This is a genomic window from Terrabacter sp. Ter38 (genome assembly GCF_024519435.1).
Classification (GTDB): Bacteria; Actinomycetota; Actinomycetes; order Actinomycetales; family Dermatophilaceae; genus Terrabacter.
The window spans coordinates 90,478-104,835 of sequence record NZ_JALJRZ010000004.1 but is presented as its reverse complement, the minus strand read 5'-3'; the positions used below and the strand labels follow the sequence as shown (position 1 = coordinate 104,835).

Genomic DNA, 14,358 nt, shown 5'->3' with positions numbered 1-14,358 from the left:
GCAGCCGAGGGCACGCCACGCGACCTCATCCGGGGTGTGGCCCAGGAGCTCGGCTGGAAGGAGCGGATGAACGCCGAGCAGCGTGGCGGCCTCATCGTCGGCATCGCCGCGATCGTGCTCGCCGCGGGCGCGTTCGCCGCCATCGGCATCCACGCCCTGCTGAGCTGACCAGGGTCACCGGCAGCGGTGCGAGGTGGCGCTGGAGATGGTCCCCGACGGCAGGAGTGCGCGTCGCAGCGCGCACCTGCGGCACAAGGACGCACCGTTGAGCTGAGCAGGCTAGCGCTTCGGGGCAGGAACCCGCAGGGACGAGACGCCGCCGAGGTCGAGCCACACCGCGTCGGGAGTGCGGACGACCCGGACCAGCACGTCGTCACAGCCCGGGCACCGGCCGACGAGGCCGGGGTCGGGCCCGTAGACGCGCAGCGTCGCGACCTCCGCGTTCGCGCCACAGCCGCGGCACCGGACGACGGCCACGCTGACGTCGAGCGCGAAGAGCTCCGAGAGCGGGCCGGCCATGAGGTTGCCGTCGTACGCCGCCGTGGGCCCTGGACCATCGGGGATCGTCATGGGAGGTCCTCCTTCACGGGCCGCTCGGCCCGAATCGCTCTGTCCGGACACGGTCGGCCGCGTGGCCGAGCGCGACGAGCAGGTCGGCAGCGCCCTCGACGAAGCCGGTCGGCCCGCACACGTAGCACGTGGGTGCGTCCGCCCCCGTCCAGCCCGGAGCGACGAGGTCCGACTCACGCAGCCGGCCGACCGGGCGCTCGTCGCCGTCGGGGGCCCGGCGCGTGTGGACGAGCCGGACCTCGACGCCGTCCGTGGCGGCGAGTCCCGCGAGCTCGTCACGGTAGATGACGTCGTCGGGCCCGCGGACCGAGTAGACGAGGCGGAAGGGCGGTGCGCCTGGGATGCGGGCCCGCAGCATCGCCATGAGTGGGACGACGCCGGACCCCCCGGCCACGAGCAGCACGGGCCCGGGCTGCCCTGCGCGCCAGACGAACCAGCCACCGACGGGCCCACGCACGCGGACGGCGTCACCGGCCGCGAGACCGTCGGCGAGGAAGGTCGACACCTCGCCGTCCGGGACCCGCTGGACGGTCAGCTCGACCCGGTCACCGCGCTCGGGCGCCGAGACGGAGTAGCTCCGGGTCGCGGTGTAGCCGTCGGGCGCGGTGAGCCGCACGTCGACGTGCTGACCCGGGAGGTGACCGGGCCACCCGTCGACGTCGAGGACGAGCGTGACGGCGCTGTCGGTCTCGGGACGCCGCTCGACGAGGGTGGCCTCACGCCACACGCGCCGGGCGCTCAGTCCCCCTGGTATCGCTGCTCGCGCCATGGGTCGCCGTAGTCGTGGTAGCCGAGCTGCTCCCAGAAGCCGGGGGAGTCCTCGAGCATCAGCTCGATGCCGCGCACCCACTTGGCCGACTTCCAGAAGTAGAGGTGCGGCACGAGCAGCCTTGCGGGGCCGCCGTGCTCGGGTCGGAGGTCGTCCCCCTCGTAGCCGTAGGCGACCCAGGCCTGTCCGTCGAGGAGGTCCTCGAGCGGCAGGTTCGTCGTGTAGCCGCCGTAGCTGTGCACCATCGCGAAGTCGGCGGCCGTCCCGACGTCGGCGAGGAGGGTGTCGAGCGAGACCCCGCGCCACTCGGTGTCGAGCTTGGACCAGCTCGTGACGCAGTGGATGTCGACGGTCACCGTCTCGGCCGGGAGGGCCATGAGCTCGGCCCACGACCACGTGTGGCGGGTGCCGTCCTCGGTCGCGACCCACAGCTCCCACTCGTCGTGGTCGACGTTGGAGGTGGGGCCTGCCGACAGCACCGGGAAGTCGCCGGTGAGGTACTGGCCCGGGGGCAGCCGGTCGTCACGGCCGCGGGGCCGACCCTGGAACCCTCGTGTCACGAAGTCCATGGCCAGTCACTGTACGGGGCCGCCGACCGCGCCGGACGGCATACGCGAGCGGTCGTTCCGTGCGCCACCCCTCCCCAGGGCGGCTCCGGCGGGGCAGGATGAGCCCGTGACGACGACGGTGCCGCTCCTGTCGGTGTCGGACGGCGTGGCCACGATCCGGCTCGCGCGACCCGACGCCGGCAACGCCGTGGACCTGCCGACCGCCATCGCGCTGCGCGACGCCGTCGGCGCCGTCGCGGGCGCAGCGCGGGTGCACGTCGTCGTCCTCCGGGCCGACGGCAGGCTCTTCTGCGCCGGCGGCGACGTGCGCGCCATGGCCGCGGCACCCGAGCGCCGGGCCTTCGTCGCCGAGCTGGCGGGGGTGCTGCACGAGACGCTCGTGGCCCTGCGCGCCCTGCCCGTCCCCGTCGTCGCGGTGGTCCAGGGCGCCGCAGCCGGGGCCGGTGTCGGCCTCGTCCTCGCCTCCGACGTCGTGCTCGCGGCCGACCACGCGACATTCGTCGCGGCCTACCCCAGCGTCGGGCTGTCGCCCGACTGCGGCGTCAGCGCCCTGCTGCCCGGCGCGGTCGGCGCTCGCCGGGCCGCCCTCTTCCTGCTGACCGGCACCCCCATCGACGCGGCGACCGCGCTCGACTGGGGTCTTGTCACCGAGGTGTGCCCGGCCGCCGACCTCGACGCTCGCGCGGGCGAGGTCGTCGCCGCCATCGCCGCCCTTCCTCGGGAGGCGGTCGGCGAGGCGGCCCGCCTGCTGCGCCTCGCGGGTGAGCGCCCGTATGCCGTGCAGCTCGCCGACGAGGCCGCGACCATCGCGCGACTCGCCGGGGGCGCCGAGGCGGGCGCGCTCCTCGAGTCCTTCGCCGCCCCGGCCCACCGAACCCGTCGCACCGACGACCGCCCGAGCCCCGGAGACCCCTCATGACCGTCAGCACCGCGCAGATCACCTCGAGCACCGTCGACGACATCGTCCGCCGCAGCGCCGCGCGCCATCCCGACCGGGTCGCGCTCGTCTTCGACGACCGCACCTGGACGTATGCCGCCCTCGACGACGCCGTGTCCCGCGCGGCCGCGCACCTGCTCGGTCTCGGGCTCACCGGCGGCGACCGCGTCGCGACGGTCGGGGTCAACTCCGACGCCTACCTGCTCGCCTACCTCGGCTGTGCCCGCGCGGGTCTCGTCCACGTCCCCGTCAACTACGCCCTCACGGGCCCGGAGCTGACCTATCTGCTGCGCGACTCGGGCGCCAGGCTGGCGCTCGTCGACGTGGCGCTGCGGGACGGCGTCGAGGCCGTCCGCGCCGACACCGCCGTCGAGCAGGTGCTGCTGCTCCACGGCGGCAACGACGCCGTGCTGCCGAGGTGGAGCCAGGGTGAGGTGCCGGCGCTCGACGTCGAGACGCGCGACACCGACCTCGTCCAGCTGCTCTACACCTCGGGCACGACCTCCCAGCCCAAGGGCGCGATGATGACGCACCGGGCCCTCGTCCACGAGTACGTCTCCTGCATCGTCGGCCTCGACCTGCGCGAGGACGACGCCCCGCTGCACTCGATGCCGCTCTACCACTCGGCCCAGATGCACGTCTTCCTCCTGCCCTACCTCGCGGTCGGCGCGACGAACCACCTGCTGGCCCGGCCCGACGTCGAGGCGATCCTCGAGCGCGTCGCCGCGCACGGCATCGGCTCGCTCTTCCTCGCGCCCACCGTGTGGGTGCCGCTCTCGAACCACCCTGCGCTCGAGACCGCCGACCTCAGCTCGCTCCGGAAGGCGTACTACGGCGCGTCGATCATGCCGGTCCCGGTGCGTGACCGGCTCCAGCAGCGCCTGCCCGGGCTCGGCTTCTGGAACTGCTTCGGGCAGTCAGAGATCGGCCCGCTCGCCACGGTGCTGCGGCCCGAGGAGCACGCCGAGCGACCCGAGGCGTGCGGCCGCACCGTCCTCTTCGTCGAGGCGCGCGTCGTCGACCCCGAGGGCGCCGACGTCCCTGCCGGAGAGTCCGGTGAGCTGCTCTACCGATCGCCGCAGCTGTGCACCGGCTACTGGAACAAGCAGGACGCGACGGCCGAGGCCTTCCGTGACGGGTGGTTCCACTCCGGCGACCTCGTCACCCGCGACGACGCCGGATACCTCACCGTCGTCGACCGCATCAAGGACGTCATCAACACCGGCGGCGTCATGGTTGCCTCGCGCGAGGTCGAGGACGCGCTCTACACCCACCCGGCCGTCGCCGAGGTCGCCGTCATCGCGACCCCGCACGAGCGCTGGGTCGAGGCCGTCACAGCCGTCGTCGTCCTGCGTGACGGGCTGACGGTGACCGAGACCGAGCTCGTCGACCACGCCCGCGCCAGTCTCGCGCCCTTCAAGCTGCCCAAGGCGATCCACTTCGTCGACGAGCTGCCCCGCAACCAGAGCGGCAAGCTGCTCAAGCGGGTGCTGCGCGACGACCTGGCGAAGGGGTCAGCCACGTCGTGACCGCAGGGCGCCGTCAGACGGGCAGGACGGCATACGCGAGCCACGCCGTCCACGCCGCCCACAGGCCGAGGCCCGCGAGGTTGGTGCGCGGATGGAGGGTCAGCGCTGCGAGGAACTCACGCATGAAGGCGCTCGGCACGAAGTACCACGCCGTCGGGCCACCGGTGACGTCGGCGTCGATGCCGAGGCGCCGGGTCAGCAGCGCCGCGCGGCCGACGTGGTAGTTGCTCGTCACGACGCGCAAGGGCCCCGCGTCGCCGATCCCGCGCGACCGCAGGATCTCGCGTGAGAGCAGCAGGTTCTCCTCGGTCGTCGTCGCGCGGTCCTCGGTCGCGACCGACGCCTGGGGTATGCCGTGGGCCATGAGATACGCCGTCATCGCCACCCCCTCGGACATCGGCTCGTCGTCGCCCTGGCCGCCGCTCGGCACGAGGAGGCACTCGTGGCCGCGGTCGCGCTCGGCCCGCCACGCCTCGGCGGCCGCGTCGAGCCGGTGGGCGAGCAGCTGCGGCACCGTGCCGCCCACGAGTCCCGAGCCGAGGACCACGACCGCCGCCGGTTCGGCGCGCGCGCGGTGACGCCGGTAGGTCAGGCAGTAGAGCACGAAGCTGCCGAAGGCGAGCGCCGGGTAGCCGGGCAGGAGCAGGACGACGATCCCGACGACCTCCGGCCCCGTCGGCACGGCGTCGATCGCGCCGGTCGTGGAAGAGCCGGCCACGCCGATCCCGACGGCCGTCGTCGTCAGGATCGCGAGGCCGAGGAGCAGGGCGAGGACGTTGGTCAGACCCCGGCCCTGCGGGCGCAGCAGGCGCAGGCCGTTGCCGACGAAGAGGAGTCCGAGCACGACCGAGAGGACCCGCGGGAGCAGGAGGACGTCCACCCCGACCGCCGACAGCGCGGCCCAGAGCGCGCCGACGAGCAGGACCCCGATCCGCCATCGACGCGGGTCGGTGCGCGCGAGGTGGACCGCGAGGGCGAGGAGCGCCACGACGAGGAGGAGGTCGAGGGCCGGGCGCATGCGACGAGCATGCCCTCCCGGGGGCCTCGTCGCGAAACCGGCTGGTGGCCAGGGCGTCCGGGCCGGTCAGTCGCCCGACCGCACGAGACAGTCGGGGGCCGGCGCCCCCGTGGCCGTGAAAGCCCGGGCCAGCGCGTCGGCGATGCGCTTGCCGCGCTCTGCGTCAGCCCCCGTCGTGAAGCCAGAAAGGGCGTTCTCGGTCGAATCGCCGGATTCGCCGGGATCTTCGCCCCGCTCGGCACCCCGCGTCCCGTAGCGTGTCCTACTGGAAGGGCCGGGATTGACTGCCACTCCACCCCTCCCTCACGGCTTGGCAGTCAGGTGGGGTCCGGCCCTTCCACCTCCTTGGCGTCAGCCGGGTCAGCGCGCTCGCGAGCACCCGGCGAGGACCCGAGCGATCTGCGCCCTCTCCGCCACCGTGACCCAGAGGTGGTAGCGCGACTTCACGGCTACCTGACGTGCGACGTACGTGCACCGGTAGGCCCTGTTCGGAGGCAGCCACGACGCCGCGTCTGCGTCACGCTTGGCGTTGTTCGTCGGGCCGTCGACGGCGAGCAGGTTGAGCGGGTCGTTCGCGAGCGTCCTGCGCTCGGTCGGGGTCAGCTGCTGCGCGCCCGTGACCCAGGCATCGCCGAGGGCGACGACGTGGTCGATCTGCACCTTCGACGACGTGGCGCGTCCTCGGACGAAGGTGATGCTGCGCCCCGTGTAGGGATCCGCGAGCGTGCCTGAGACGACGACACATCCGTGCGTGCCGTCCTTCAACCGTTCGGGGACGAGGTCGCGGCGCAGCACGTCGTTGCGCGTGTCGCACCCGTTGTGGCCGAGGCTCACGTCGACGTCGTCGCTCCAGGCCGGGCCGAAGGCGTCCCGATCAAAACCGGTCTTGGGCGCTCGGCCCTTGACCGGGAGACCGTCGAGCGTCACGAGTGCCGTGCGCGCCTGCGCGGGTGTCAGGGTCGGGACGGGGGACGACGTGGAGTCCGCGGTGGCTCCGCCTGCCGCACTGCCGGGAGCGACGCGGGTCGGGGCGTGCGGGACGCCGGCGCCGGCCCCGGGCGACCGCAGAGGGAGGCCGCAGCCGGCGAGGGCCACGATCGCCGCGACGACAACAGCCAAGGACGCGGGCAAGGAGCGAGCTGGCACAATCAGCCACCTTGCCACACAAGGGAATTCGGGCGCATCCCGACCCGCCGGGCAGGTGAGCGCCCGGTGCGCACGTCATCGGGGGGTGCCGTGGTCCGACTGGCTGTTCGCGAGGTCGACGTGGTGGCCGCGACCCTCAGCAGCGCAGCTCACCGCCCACCGAGGGTCCTCCAACCACCGGCGCGGTTGTTGGCGATCACGGCCCGGAACAGCGCGACCAGGGCCGCGTCCTCCAGCGCGTCACCCTCGTGGATCTGGATCGAGCGGGCCGTGAGGTTGCCGTGCCCCTGGTTGATCAGCCCCGTCGGGTCCGGCGCGATGGGGTCATAGACGAACACGTTGAGGTGCGTCTTCGTCCCCAACAGGGCCGCGATGTTGCCCTCGAGGACGAAGTACGGCTGCACGCGCCGCTTGATCGTCTCCGCGACGTCCGGGTCCGCCTCGTGCAGGAGCTCACGCACCTGCCGTGCGACGTCCTGCTGCCAGACGACCAACGTCGCGATGTAGTCGTCGACGCGCGGATCTCGCTGTCCCATTCCATCAGCGTGCCACGCACCCGAGGACGTGTGCCGCGGGATGCCCGACGTGGCCGCACGGCCCGCAGCGCCGCGGGTGGACCCACCGCCGGTGCGTCAGCCGTCGGTATCTATCGGCTCGCTCAGACCTCTGGGTGGTGTCGGCGCGGCCTCGGGGGCCGGGCCCCGCCCAGAGGAGCTCCCATGCCCACCACATCAAAACAGGCCGCGCTGCGTCCGAGCCGGGTGAACAAGACCCACCTCGTCCTTCGCTCCCGTCAGCCGGCTCTGCTCATGGCCAATCCGAACTACTTCGGGACCCTGGCCGAGTCAGAGCTTCCGGTCATCACGCCGATCCAGGGCAACACGTCCTTCGAGGCGCTGACCTGCGTCGGCCTCAATCCCGCTCTGGACCAGGCCGAGGCCGTCGTCCGGATCAACGCGAACTCCGGCTACGGCGGGACGCTCTGCAACGGCGGATCGCGCGAGTACGTCCGCTTCTTCGTGTCCTACGACGGCGGTGCGAGCTGGGTCGACGTCGGCATGGACTCGTTCAGCGTCCACGACACCACGGGGGTGCGACCCCTCGACTTCGCGGTCAACCTGCCGATCCCGGTCAAGCACCGGTGGTGCTTCCTGACGAACCAGCCGACGCTCCGGGCGATCCTCTCGTGGAGCCAACCACCGACGGCCGGCGATCCGACCTTCGTCCCGGTCTGGGGCAACGTCGTCGACGTCGTCGTGCAGCCCACGGGTTCCACGCTCCTCGTCGTCGGCGACCTCATCGAGGCCCTCGAGGTCACGCTTCCGGCGCCTCTCCTCGACATCGTCGAGGTCGACCAGCCGCTCGTGCTCAAGGATCCGCCGCCGGCTCCCCTCTCCACCCTCGTCAAGACCTACACCGAGGACAAGGTCGAGCCGCACCGCTTCGTCTTCCCGCAGATCACCCAGGCCCTGCAGGCCTCGGGTGGTCTCCTGGCCGACATCACCGAGGTGCAGCCCGGACCCGATCCGACGAAGCCGCGGGTGCTCGCCGCCGACGCCGGGCTCGCGGCGTCGACGTCCACCGCGTCGATGTTCGACTTCGGTGGTCTCGACCTCGACCTCGGCGACATCTTCGACACCCTTGCCAAGACCGACGGCAACACCGATTTCGAGGAGCTCGGCTGCATCGGTTACGACCCGGTCGAGGACGCCCTGGTCGGCGTCATCACCATCAAGCGGCCCAGCGGCTACTCCGGTGGTCCGTGCACCGCGGGCAGCACCGAGTACGTCGCCTTCTGGATGGACTGGGGCAGCGGCCTCGAGTACGTCGGGACGGCGAGCGTCAAGGTCCATGACGTGACGGTGCCGCCCGGGGGCCTGCGTTACGCGGTCTTCCTCCCGATCGCGAGCTTCTCCCACCGACGCGCCTGCGTCGACGGGCCGGTCCAGCCGAAGGTCCGCGCGATCCTCTCCTGGGCGGCGGCGCCCCCGACCGGCAACCCGGACTGGGTGCCGACCTGGGGCAACCGAGAGGAGACGACCGTCCAGCTGCCGGCCGGAGTCGTCGTCGGGCTGCGTCCCGTCGTCGACGCGATCAGCGGTGTGCCGGTGTGCTCGATCGACCAGACAGACGGTCGCACCCTGGACCCGGCCGACCAGCCGTTCGGCGGCGTCGTCACGATCACCGGGTTCATCCCCGGCGCGCCGGACATCAGTGCCTCCCCGATGAAGTACCGCGTCCGCGTCCGCGACGTCGACAACGGCGGCTCCTTCAAGGCGTTGACCAACGACTTCGGGATCACCGTGACCCAACAGGTCGGGGCTGCCCTGCCGACACAGTTCGGGATGACGCAGTCGACCGACTCGGACGACTTCTACACCTACCGAGAGGACCCCAACGTCGCCGGCGCAGGATGGCGTCGCGTCGTGGGCAACGTGCTCGCCGTGTGGTCGACGTCGGTGCCGATGAGCGGCCGGTGGGAGATCGAGGTGGTGGCGAAGGACCCGATCGGCACGATCTACTCGGCGCAGACCGTCCTCTGCGTCGACGGGACGACTCGCACCAACGTCCGGCTCCGGCTCGACGAGGTCGCGCCGACGAGCACCTTCACGATCACGGAGTTCATCCGCGGTGGGACGACGTTCCCGGCGCAGGAGTGCATGAAGTTCAAGCTGGGCGACATCCTCGTCGGCTCCTACTCGGTCTCGGACGAGCACTTCCGCACCCTGGCGCTGGAGCTCGACCCCGCCGGTCCGGCTGCGGGCACGACGCCGACGGTCTCCGGACCCTCGACCTTCCCGCTGGCTCCCACGGTCGGCACGTCCGGCACGTGGCAGCTGAACACCGCGATCATGGCGCCGTGCGGTTACGTCCTGCGCTTCCGAGCCTGGGACCGCACGATCGTCTCGGGCAGCAGCATCGGCTGGGAGGCGGTCCCCCGGGCGATCGGGTTCTCGCTCGAGGCCTGAGACCGGACCGGAACGAGGGGTGACGTCCGCGCCCGCGTGAGCCCAGCGGCATACGACACACGTCGTGTGCCGCTGGGTTCCGTCCTCGCTCGCGCGGGACCGGGCTTCAGGACTGGGTGCGCAGGTAGCGGCCGAAGTGGGGCACCGTGAAGGCGATGAGGCCGCGCTCGCCGGAGTAGATGAGTCCCTTCTTGATGAGGGCGTCGCGCGCGGGCGACAGCGACTGCGGCTTGCGCCCCAGCACCTCCGCCACGGCGGACGTCGGCACGGCCTCGCGCTCGGCCACCCCGTCGCGGAGGTATGCCGTCTCGTCGCCGTCCGCTGGAACGTCCCGTTCCGCGCGCCCCTCCCCCGCCTGCGGGTCGACGAGGGCCGCGTCGGCCATGGCCCGGAGGTACTCGCGCTCGGCCGGCGTCGCACGCTCGAAGCGGGAGCCGAAGAAGCCCACCGCGAGCTCGGACTCGGCCTCGGGGACCGCCACCCGGATGTCCTGGGCGGTGACGGGTGAGGAGGGCGCGACGTCCCACACGACCTTGCCGTAGGCCTGGATGAAGTACGGGTAGCCCGCCGTCACGGCATACATCTCGTCGAGCGCCTCGGGCGTGAACTCGCACCCCTCCTCGGTCGCCGGTCCGACGAGGGCCCGGTCGGCGGAGTCGCGGGGTAGCCGGTCGATGCGCGAGTAGCGAAAGAGCCTCTCCGAGTATGACTTCGAGGCGGAGAGCACCGTGGGCAGGTGCGGCAGCCCGGCACCGACGACGATGACGGGCAGACCCGACTGCGAGATCTCGTGGCACGCCGCGCAGAGCGCCGACACGTCGTCGGGGTCGAGGTCCTGCATCTCGTCGATGAAGAAGGCGACGCCCTTGCCGACGTCGGCGGCGAGGCCACCGATGTCGGTGAAGAGCTCGACGAGGTCGATCTCGATGTCGCCCGAGTCGGCGCGGCCGGTGACGGCCGGGACGTCGATGCCCGGCTGCCACTTGTCGCGCAGCTTCGCTCCCGTCGGGGCGTCGCGCAGCGCGAAGGCCTTGATGGTGCCGAGCACGTGGTCGATGTCCTCGCCCCGCGGGTGACCGAGCTCGCGCACGGCCTGGTGCGCGGCCGCGGCGAGCGGTCGCCGCAACCGCTGGTCGGGACGCGCCTCGAACTTGCCCGTGCCCCAGTCGGCCCGCACGGCCGAGCTCCGCAGGGCGTTGAGCAGGACGGTCTTGCCGACGCCGCGCAGGCCGGTGAGGACGATCGAGCGCTCGGAGCGCCCGCGGGCGACGCGCTCGAGCACGACGTCGAAGGTGCGCAGCTGCTCGTCACGGCCGGCGAGCTCGGGCGGGCGCTGGCCCGCGCCCGGGGCGTACGGGTTCGTGATCGGGTCCACGATCGGAGGCTATACGCATCTCTACCGAAAACCTGAGACATCCCGATCGACCCCGATCGGCGCGTCGTCGCAGGGCCCGGCGAGAGCGCGAGGCCACACCGACTCCATGGAAAGCGAAGTCATTTGATTCGGATTCCACTCAATTCAGGCATGAAAAAACGCCGTTCCGCACGGTCAGGGGTGGTCATGCGGAACGGCGCGTTGCGACTATAACCCGCTCTCGGGCGAAACGGTCAACTGATCGAAGAGATTTCAAAAACTTCGTCGGGGTGCGCGATCGCGTCCTGCTCCGCGACGAGGAGCATCTCGTCCGAGCCGCTGGCATGGGTGCGCTCGAGCACGGCATACATCGTCGCTGCCGTGCGGCGCAGGGCCACCTCCGGGCCGTCCGTCAGGTAGTGCGCGAGGAAGACCGCAGCGGTCACGTCACCACCCCCGCGCACCGTCATCGGCAGCATCGGGGTCGTCACGACCCAGGCGTCGTCGGCGGTGACGCACGCCATCTGGATCGAGCCCTCAGGGGTGTCGGACGTCAACGCGCTCGTCACGAGGACGGCGCTCGGGCCCTGCGCGACGAGCTCGCGCGCCGCGGCGACGAGGTCGGTCTGCGTCGACACCGGGCGACCGACGAGGAACTCGAGCTCGAACTGGTTGGGCGTGACGATGTCGGCCTTCGGCACGACGTGGTCGCGCATGTACTCGGGGATGCCCTCGCGCACGAAGAAGCCCCGGCCGACGTCGCCCATGACGGGGTCGCAGCAGTAGACGGCGGCCGGATTGGCCGCCTTGACCCGTGCGACGGCGTCGAGGACGACCTCGCCGACCGCCTCGGCGCCCTGGTAGCCGGAGAGCACCGCGTCGATGGCCGGGAAGGCACCCCGCTCCTCGACGCCGTCGATGACGGCCGCGACGTCAGCGGGCGCGATGAGCGGGCCTCGCGTCGAGCCGTAGCCCGTGTGGTTGGAGAAGGTCACCGTGAGCACCGGATAGACCTCGTGCCCGAGCCGCTGCAGCGGGAAGACCGCGGCCGAGTTGCCGGCGTGACCGTAGGCGACGTGGGACTGGATCGACAGGATCTTCACGGCCTCCACCCTAGCCGCTTGCCTTTACAAGATATTTATAGCGATACTAGAACTATGTTGTGGCAGGTGGACCCCACGTCGAGCACGGCGTTGCACGTGCAGGTGGCGGCCTGCGTCCGACGCGAGATGGCGTCCGGACGACTGGAGAAGGGCGACCGCCTGCCCTCCGCCAAGGAGGTCGCCGGCGTGCTCGACGTCAACCTCCACACGGTGCTGCGCGCCTACCAGTCCCTCCGGGACGAAGGGCTCATCGACCTGCGCCGCGGCCGCGGGGCCGTCGTCAGTGCGTCCGACCCCGGAGGCGACGCGCGGCTGCGCACCCTCGTCGCCGAGCTCGTCGCCGAGGCTCGACTCGTCGGCGCCACCCCGTCCGACCTCACCCGACTCATCGAGAGCGAGTTCCAGCGATGACCACCGACCGCCGCCCCACCCACGCCCTCGTCGCGAGCGCCGTCCTGGCTCCCCTCGTGGCCGCGGTCGGCACCGGGCTGGCGTATGCCGTCCGCGACCTGGTGCCGGACCCGGTGGCCGTCCACTGGGGCCTGGACGGCGAGCCGGACCGCTGGCAGCCCTTCGGGGCGGCCGTCGTCACCGCCGCCGCCATCACGACGGTGATGCCGCTCGCCCTCGTCGGCCTCGCCGCCGTCATGCACCGCTCCGCCCGGGGTCCGCTCGCCGCCGTCGCCGGTGGCCTCGCCGTCTTCCTCGGCGGCGTGCTCTTCGGCGGCCTCGTCGCGCAGCGACCGGGGCAGGTCCCGCAGGCGTTCCCGCCGCAGTGGGCGGTGCCCACCCTCGTGCTGACCGCCGTCGTCGCCGTCGGGCTCTGGCGCTGGGGACGCACGACGCCGCCCGAGGTCACGGGAGCCCGTGAGCCCCTCCCCGTCGACGCGCCTCGGCTCGAGGTCATGCCGACGACCCGTCTCGCGTGGACGGGGCGGGCGAGCCTGCGCGTGGGCCCGACGGTGGCGCTCGCCGTCGTCGTCGCGCTGCCCCTCGTCTGGGTGGCGCTCGCCGGGCTGGCCTGGGTGTGGCTGCTCGCCCTGGCCCTCGGGGCGCTGCTCGCTCTCACTGTCTCCGCCCGGGTCACCGTCGACGCGTCCGGCCTGCGGGTCTCGAGCGCCGGGCTCTCGTGGTCTCGCGTGCCGCTCGAGCGGGTGGCGTCGGCCGGTACGACGACCGTCTCCCCGCTGCGCGAGTTCGGCGGCTGGGGCTGGCGCATCGGCGTCGACGGCCGGCGCGGCTACGTCACCCGCGCCGGCGAGGCCCTCGTCGTGCACCGCATCGGCGAGCCCGACGTCGTCGTCACGGTCGACGACGCAGACGAGGCCGCCGCCGTGCTCAACACCCTCGCCGCCCGGGCGTCCTGAGCCAGCGGACGACCGTTGGTCGCCGCGCGACGCCCACCCAGGCGTGTCCCACCGCGCGTCGCCTGCGGGCCCTGACCAACGGTCGTGGGTCGGGTGCGGTCGTGTCACGATGAAGGCATGAGCATCCCCACGACGACCGTGTCCGAGCTGCCCGACGACGCCGTCCTCGTCGACGTCCGCGAGGCCGACGAGTGGGCTGCGGGCCACGCTCCCAACGCCATCCACATCCCCCTCGGCGAGCTGCCGGCACGCATCGACGAGCTGCCCGACACCGACGCCACCGTCGCGGTCGTGTGCCGCATGGGCGGCCGCTCGGCGCGTGCCGTCCAGTGGCTCGTGCACCAGGGCTACGACGTCGCCAACGTCGAGGGCGGCATGCTCGAGTGGGAGCGCGCCGGCAAGCAGCTCAGCGCGGACGGCGACCCGACCATCATCTGACTCGGGGGATTCGTCCGGTTCACACCCGCACGCGTCTTCTCCATGGAACGCTGTCGCTCCTGACGGGTCTCACAGGGACCGACCCGCCGAGCCAGGAGCACCCGGACCATGGACGACCGTCGACCCGATCCCACGCAGGACACCTGGTCGCAGTGGCTGCCCGACCTCGAGTCGCCGGGTGCCACCACCTCGACGCCGCCGAGCGCTCCGGTGATGCCGCCGCCCGTCCCGCTGCCGCCGCCCGCAGGCCGGGTCGACCCGCTGCCGTATGCCGCCACCCCCATCGCCGGGTGGGTCGGCCCGCGACGTGGCCAGGCACCGCCACCGCCGACCCGCCTCGGCTGGGCGATCGTGTGCACCCTCTTCTGCTTCGTGCCGTTCGGGATCGTCGCGATCGTCAAGTCAACCCAGGTCAACTCGAAGTGGGCGCTCGGCGACTGGGAAGGAGCCCGGGCCGCCTCACGGTCGGTCAAGACGTGGTGCCTGCTCGCCGCTGCCGTCTCGCCCGGCGCCTCGATGCTGCTCTTCGCGTGCTCCTCGGTCGGGCACGTGGTCGGCTCCCTGTAGGTCAGTCCTGGCGGACCACGGC

General features: G+C 72.3%; 16 protein-coding genes. 8 read left to right on the top strand and 8 right to left on the bottom strand.

Annotated features, from left to right (window positions below):
- Positions 1 to 36 precede the first annotated feature (36 nt).
- Positions 37 to 168: a hypothetical protein gene (locus NR112_RS10275; protein ID WP_256794041.1), complete on the top strand. Its 132-nt coding sequence runs from the start codon at positions 37 to 39 to the stop codon at positions 166 to 168.
- Between the two features lie 111 nt (positions 169 to 279).
- On the opposite strand, the gene NR112_RS10270 is transcribed toward NR112_RS10275, so the two are convergent.
- From NR112_RS10270 to NR112_RS10260, 3 genes are read right to left on the bottom strand one after another with little or no spacing between them, the layout of a single operon-like run.
- On the bottom strand, positions 280 to 570 hold the full coding sequence (locus NR112_RS10270) for a DUF6510 family protein (protein ID WP_256794039.1): 291 nt from the start codon (positions 568 to 570) through the stop codon (positions 280 to 282).
- 13 nt (positions 571 to 583) lie between these two features.
- Positions 584 to 1,297, bottom strand: coding sequence for a ferredoxin reductase (locus tag NR112_RS10265; protein WP_256794038.1), 714 nt, complete (start codon positions 1,295 to 1,297; stop codon positions 584 to 586).
- An 11-nt stretch (positions 1,298 to 1,308) separates the two neighbouring features.
- A complete protein-coding gene (locus NR112_RS10260) occupies positions 1,309 to 1,908 on the bottom strand; it encodes a sulfite oxidase-like oxidoreductase (RefSeq protein WP_256794037.1) in 600 nt (199 codons plus the stop codon).
- A gap of 106 nt (positions 1,909 to 2,014) precedes the next feature.
- On the opposite strand from NR112_RS10260, the gene NR112_RS10255 reads away from it, so the two are divergent.
- The gene (locus tag NR112_RS10255) at positions 2,015 to 2,827 is read left to right on the top strand and encodes an enoyl-CoA hydratase/isomerase family protein (protein ID WP_256794036.1); all 813 of its coding nucleotides are present in this window, start codon (positions 2,015 to 2,017) and stop codon (positions 2,825 to 2,827) included.
- Complete coding sequence (locus NR112_RS10250) at positions 2,824 to 4,374, top strand: fatty acyl-CoA synthetase (protein ID WP_256794035.1); 1,551 nt, start codon at positions 2,824 to 2,826, stop codon at positions 4,372 to 4,374. The genes NR112_RS10255 and NR112_RS10250 overlap by 4 nt, the downstream gene beginning before the upstream one ends.
- A 13-nt stretch (positions 4,375 to 4,387) precedes the next feature.
- Here the strand turns inward: NR112_RS10250 and NR112_RS10245 are convergent, their stop codons facing one another.
- The 3 genes from NR112_RS10245 to NR112_RS10235 form a co-directional block, all read right to left on the bottom strand.
- Positions 4,388 to 5,392, bottom strand: a complete 1,005-nt coding sequence (locus tag NR112_RS10245) for a YdcF family protein (protein ID WP_256794034.1) — start codon at positions 5,390 to 5,392, stop codon at positions 4,388 to 4,390.
- Between the two features lie 360 nt (positions 5,393 to 5,752).
- Positions 5,753 to 6,511 (bottom strand): HNH endonuclease family protein, encoded by a 759-nt coding sequence (locus tag NR112_RS10240; RefSeq protein WP_256794033.1) that lies wholly within the window; start codon positions 6,509 to 6,511, stop codon positions 5,753 to 5,755.
- A 176-nt stretch (positions 6,512 to 6,687) separates the two neighbouring features.
- Positions 6,688 to 7,074 carry a DUF1801 domain-containing protein gene (locus NR112_RS10235; RefSeq protein ID WP_256794031.1) on the bottom strand — a complete coding sequence of 129 codons (387 nt, stop codon included), beginning with the start codon at positions 7,072 to 7,074 and terminating at the stop codon, positions 6,688 to 6,690.
- Between the two features lie 183 nt (positions 7,075 to 7,257).
- Between NR112_RS10235 and NR112_RS10230 the strand changes: the two genes are divergently transcribed.
- A complete protein-coding gene (locus NR112_RS10230) occupies positions 7,258 to 9,507 on the top strand; it encodes a hypothetical protein (protein ID WP_256794029.1) in 2,250 nt (749 codons plus the stop codon).
- Between the two features lie 106 nt (positions 9,508 to 9,613).
- Here the strand turns inward: NR112_RS10230 and NR112_RS10225 are convergent, their stop codons facing one another.
- On the bottom strand, positions 9,614 to 10,882 hold the full coding sequence (locus NR112_RS10225) for an ATP-binding protein (RefSeq protein ID WP_256794027.1): 1,269 nt from the start codon (positions 10,880 to 10,882) through the stop codon (positions 9,614 to 9,616).
- A gap of 233 nt (positions 10,883 to 11,115) precedes the next feature.
- On the bottom strand, positions 11,116 to 11,964 hold the full coding sequence (gene pdxY / locus NR112_RS10220; protein ID WP_256794025.1) for a pyridoxal kinase PdxY: 849 nt from the start codon (positions 11,962 to 11,964) through the stop codon (positions 11,116 to 11,118).
- Positions 11,965 to 12,018: 54 nt separating this feature from the next.
- Between pdxY and NR112_RS10215 the strand changes: the two genes are divergently transcribed.
- The 4 genes from NR112_RS10215 (at position 12,019) to NR112_RS10200 (ending at position 14,336) form a co-directional block, all read left to right on the top strand.
- Positions 12,019 to 12,375 (top strand): GntR family transcriptional regulator, encoded by a 357-nt coding sequence (locus tag NR112_RS10215; RefSeq protein ID WP_256794023.1) that lies wholly within the window; start codon positions 12,019 to 12,021, stop codon positions 12,373 to 12,375.
- Positions 12,372 to 13,331, top strand: coding sequence for a DUF1648 domain-containing protein (locus NR112_RS10210; RefSeq protein ID WP_256794022.1), 960 nt, complete (start codon positions 12,372 to 12,374; stop codon positions 13,329 to 13,331). The genes NR112_RS10215 and NR112_RS10210 overlap by 4 nt, the downstream gene beginning before the upstream one ends.
- A gap of 117 nt (positions 13,332 to 13,448) precedes the next feature.
- A complete protein-coding gene (locus tag NR112_RS10205; RefSeq protein WP_256794020.1) occupies positions 13,449 to 13,769 on the top strand; it encodes a rhodanese-like domain-containing protein in 321 nt (106 codons plus the stop codon).
- Positions 13,770 to 13,877: 108 nt separating this feature from the next.
- Positions 13,878 to 14,336 (top strand): CD225/dispanin family protein, encoded by a 459-nt coding sequence (locus tag NR112_RS10200; RefSeq protein ID WP_256794018.1) that lies wholly within the window; start codon positions 13,878 to 13,880, stop codon positions 14,334 to 14,336.
- The last annotated feature ends 22 nt before the right edge of the window (positions 14,337 to 14,358 follow it).

Excerpts from the sequence above, each read along its gene's own strand:
- NR112_RS10230 (WP_256794029.1), top strand. The coding sequence starts at position 7,258 with ATGCCCACCACATCAAAACAGGCCGCGCTGCGTCCGAGCCGGGTGAAC.
- NR112_RS10250 (WP_256794035.1), top strand. The coding sequence starts at position 2,824 with ATGACCGTCAGCACCGCGCAGATCACCTCGAGCACCGTCGACGACATC.
- NR112_RS10235 (WP_256794031.1), bottom strand. The coding sequence starts at position 7,074 with ATGGGACAGCGAGATCCGCGCGTCGACGACTACATCGCGACGTTGGTC.
- NR112_RS10260 (WP_256794037.1), bottom strand. The coding sequence starts at position 1,908 with ATGGACTTCGTGACACGAGGGTTCCAGGGTCGGCCCCGCGGCCGTGAC.
- NR112_RS10215 (WP_256794023.1), top strand. The coding sequence starts at position 12,019 with ATGTTGTGGCAGGTGGACCCCACGTCGAGCACGGCGTTGCACGTGCAG.
- NR112_RS10210 (WP_256794022.1), top strand. The coding sequence starts at position 12,372 with ATGACCACCGACCGCCGCCCCACCCACGCCCTCGTCGCGAGCGCCGTC.
- NR112_RS10205 (WP_256794020.1), top strand. The coding sequence starts at position 13,449 with ATGAGCATCCCCACGACGACCGTGTCCGAGCTGCCCGACGACGCCGTC.
- NR112_RS10270 (WP_256794039.1), bottom strand. The coding sequence starts at position 570 with ATGACGATCCCCGATGGTCCAGGGCCCACGGCGGCGTACGACGGCAAC.
- NR112_RS10200 (WP_256794018.1), top strand. The coding sequence starts at position 13,878 with ATGGACGACCGTCGACCCGATCCCACGCAGGACACCTGGTCGCAGTGG.
- NR112_RS10245 (WP_256794034.1), bottom strand. The coding sequence starts at position 5,392 with ATGCGCCCGGCCCTCGACCTCCTCCTCGTCGTGGCGCTCCTCGCCCTC.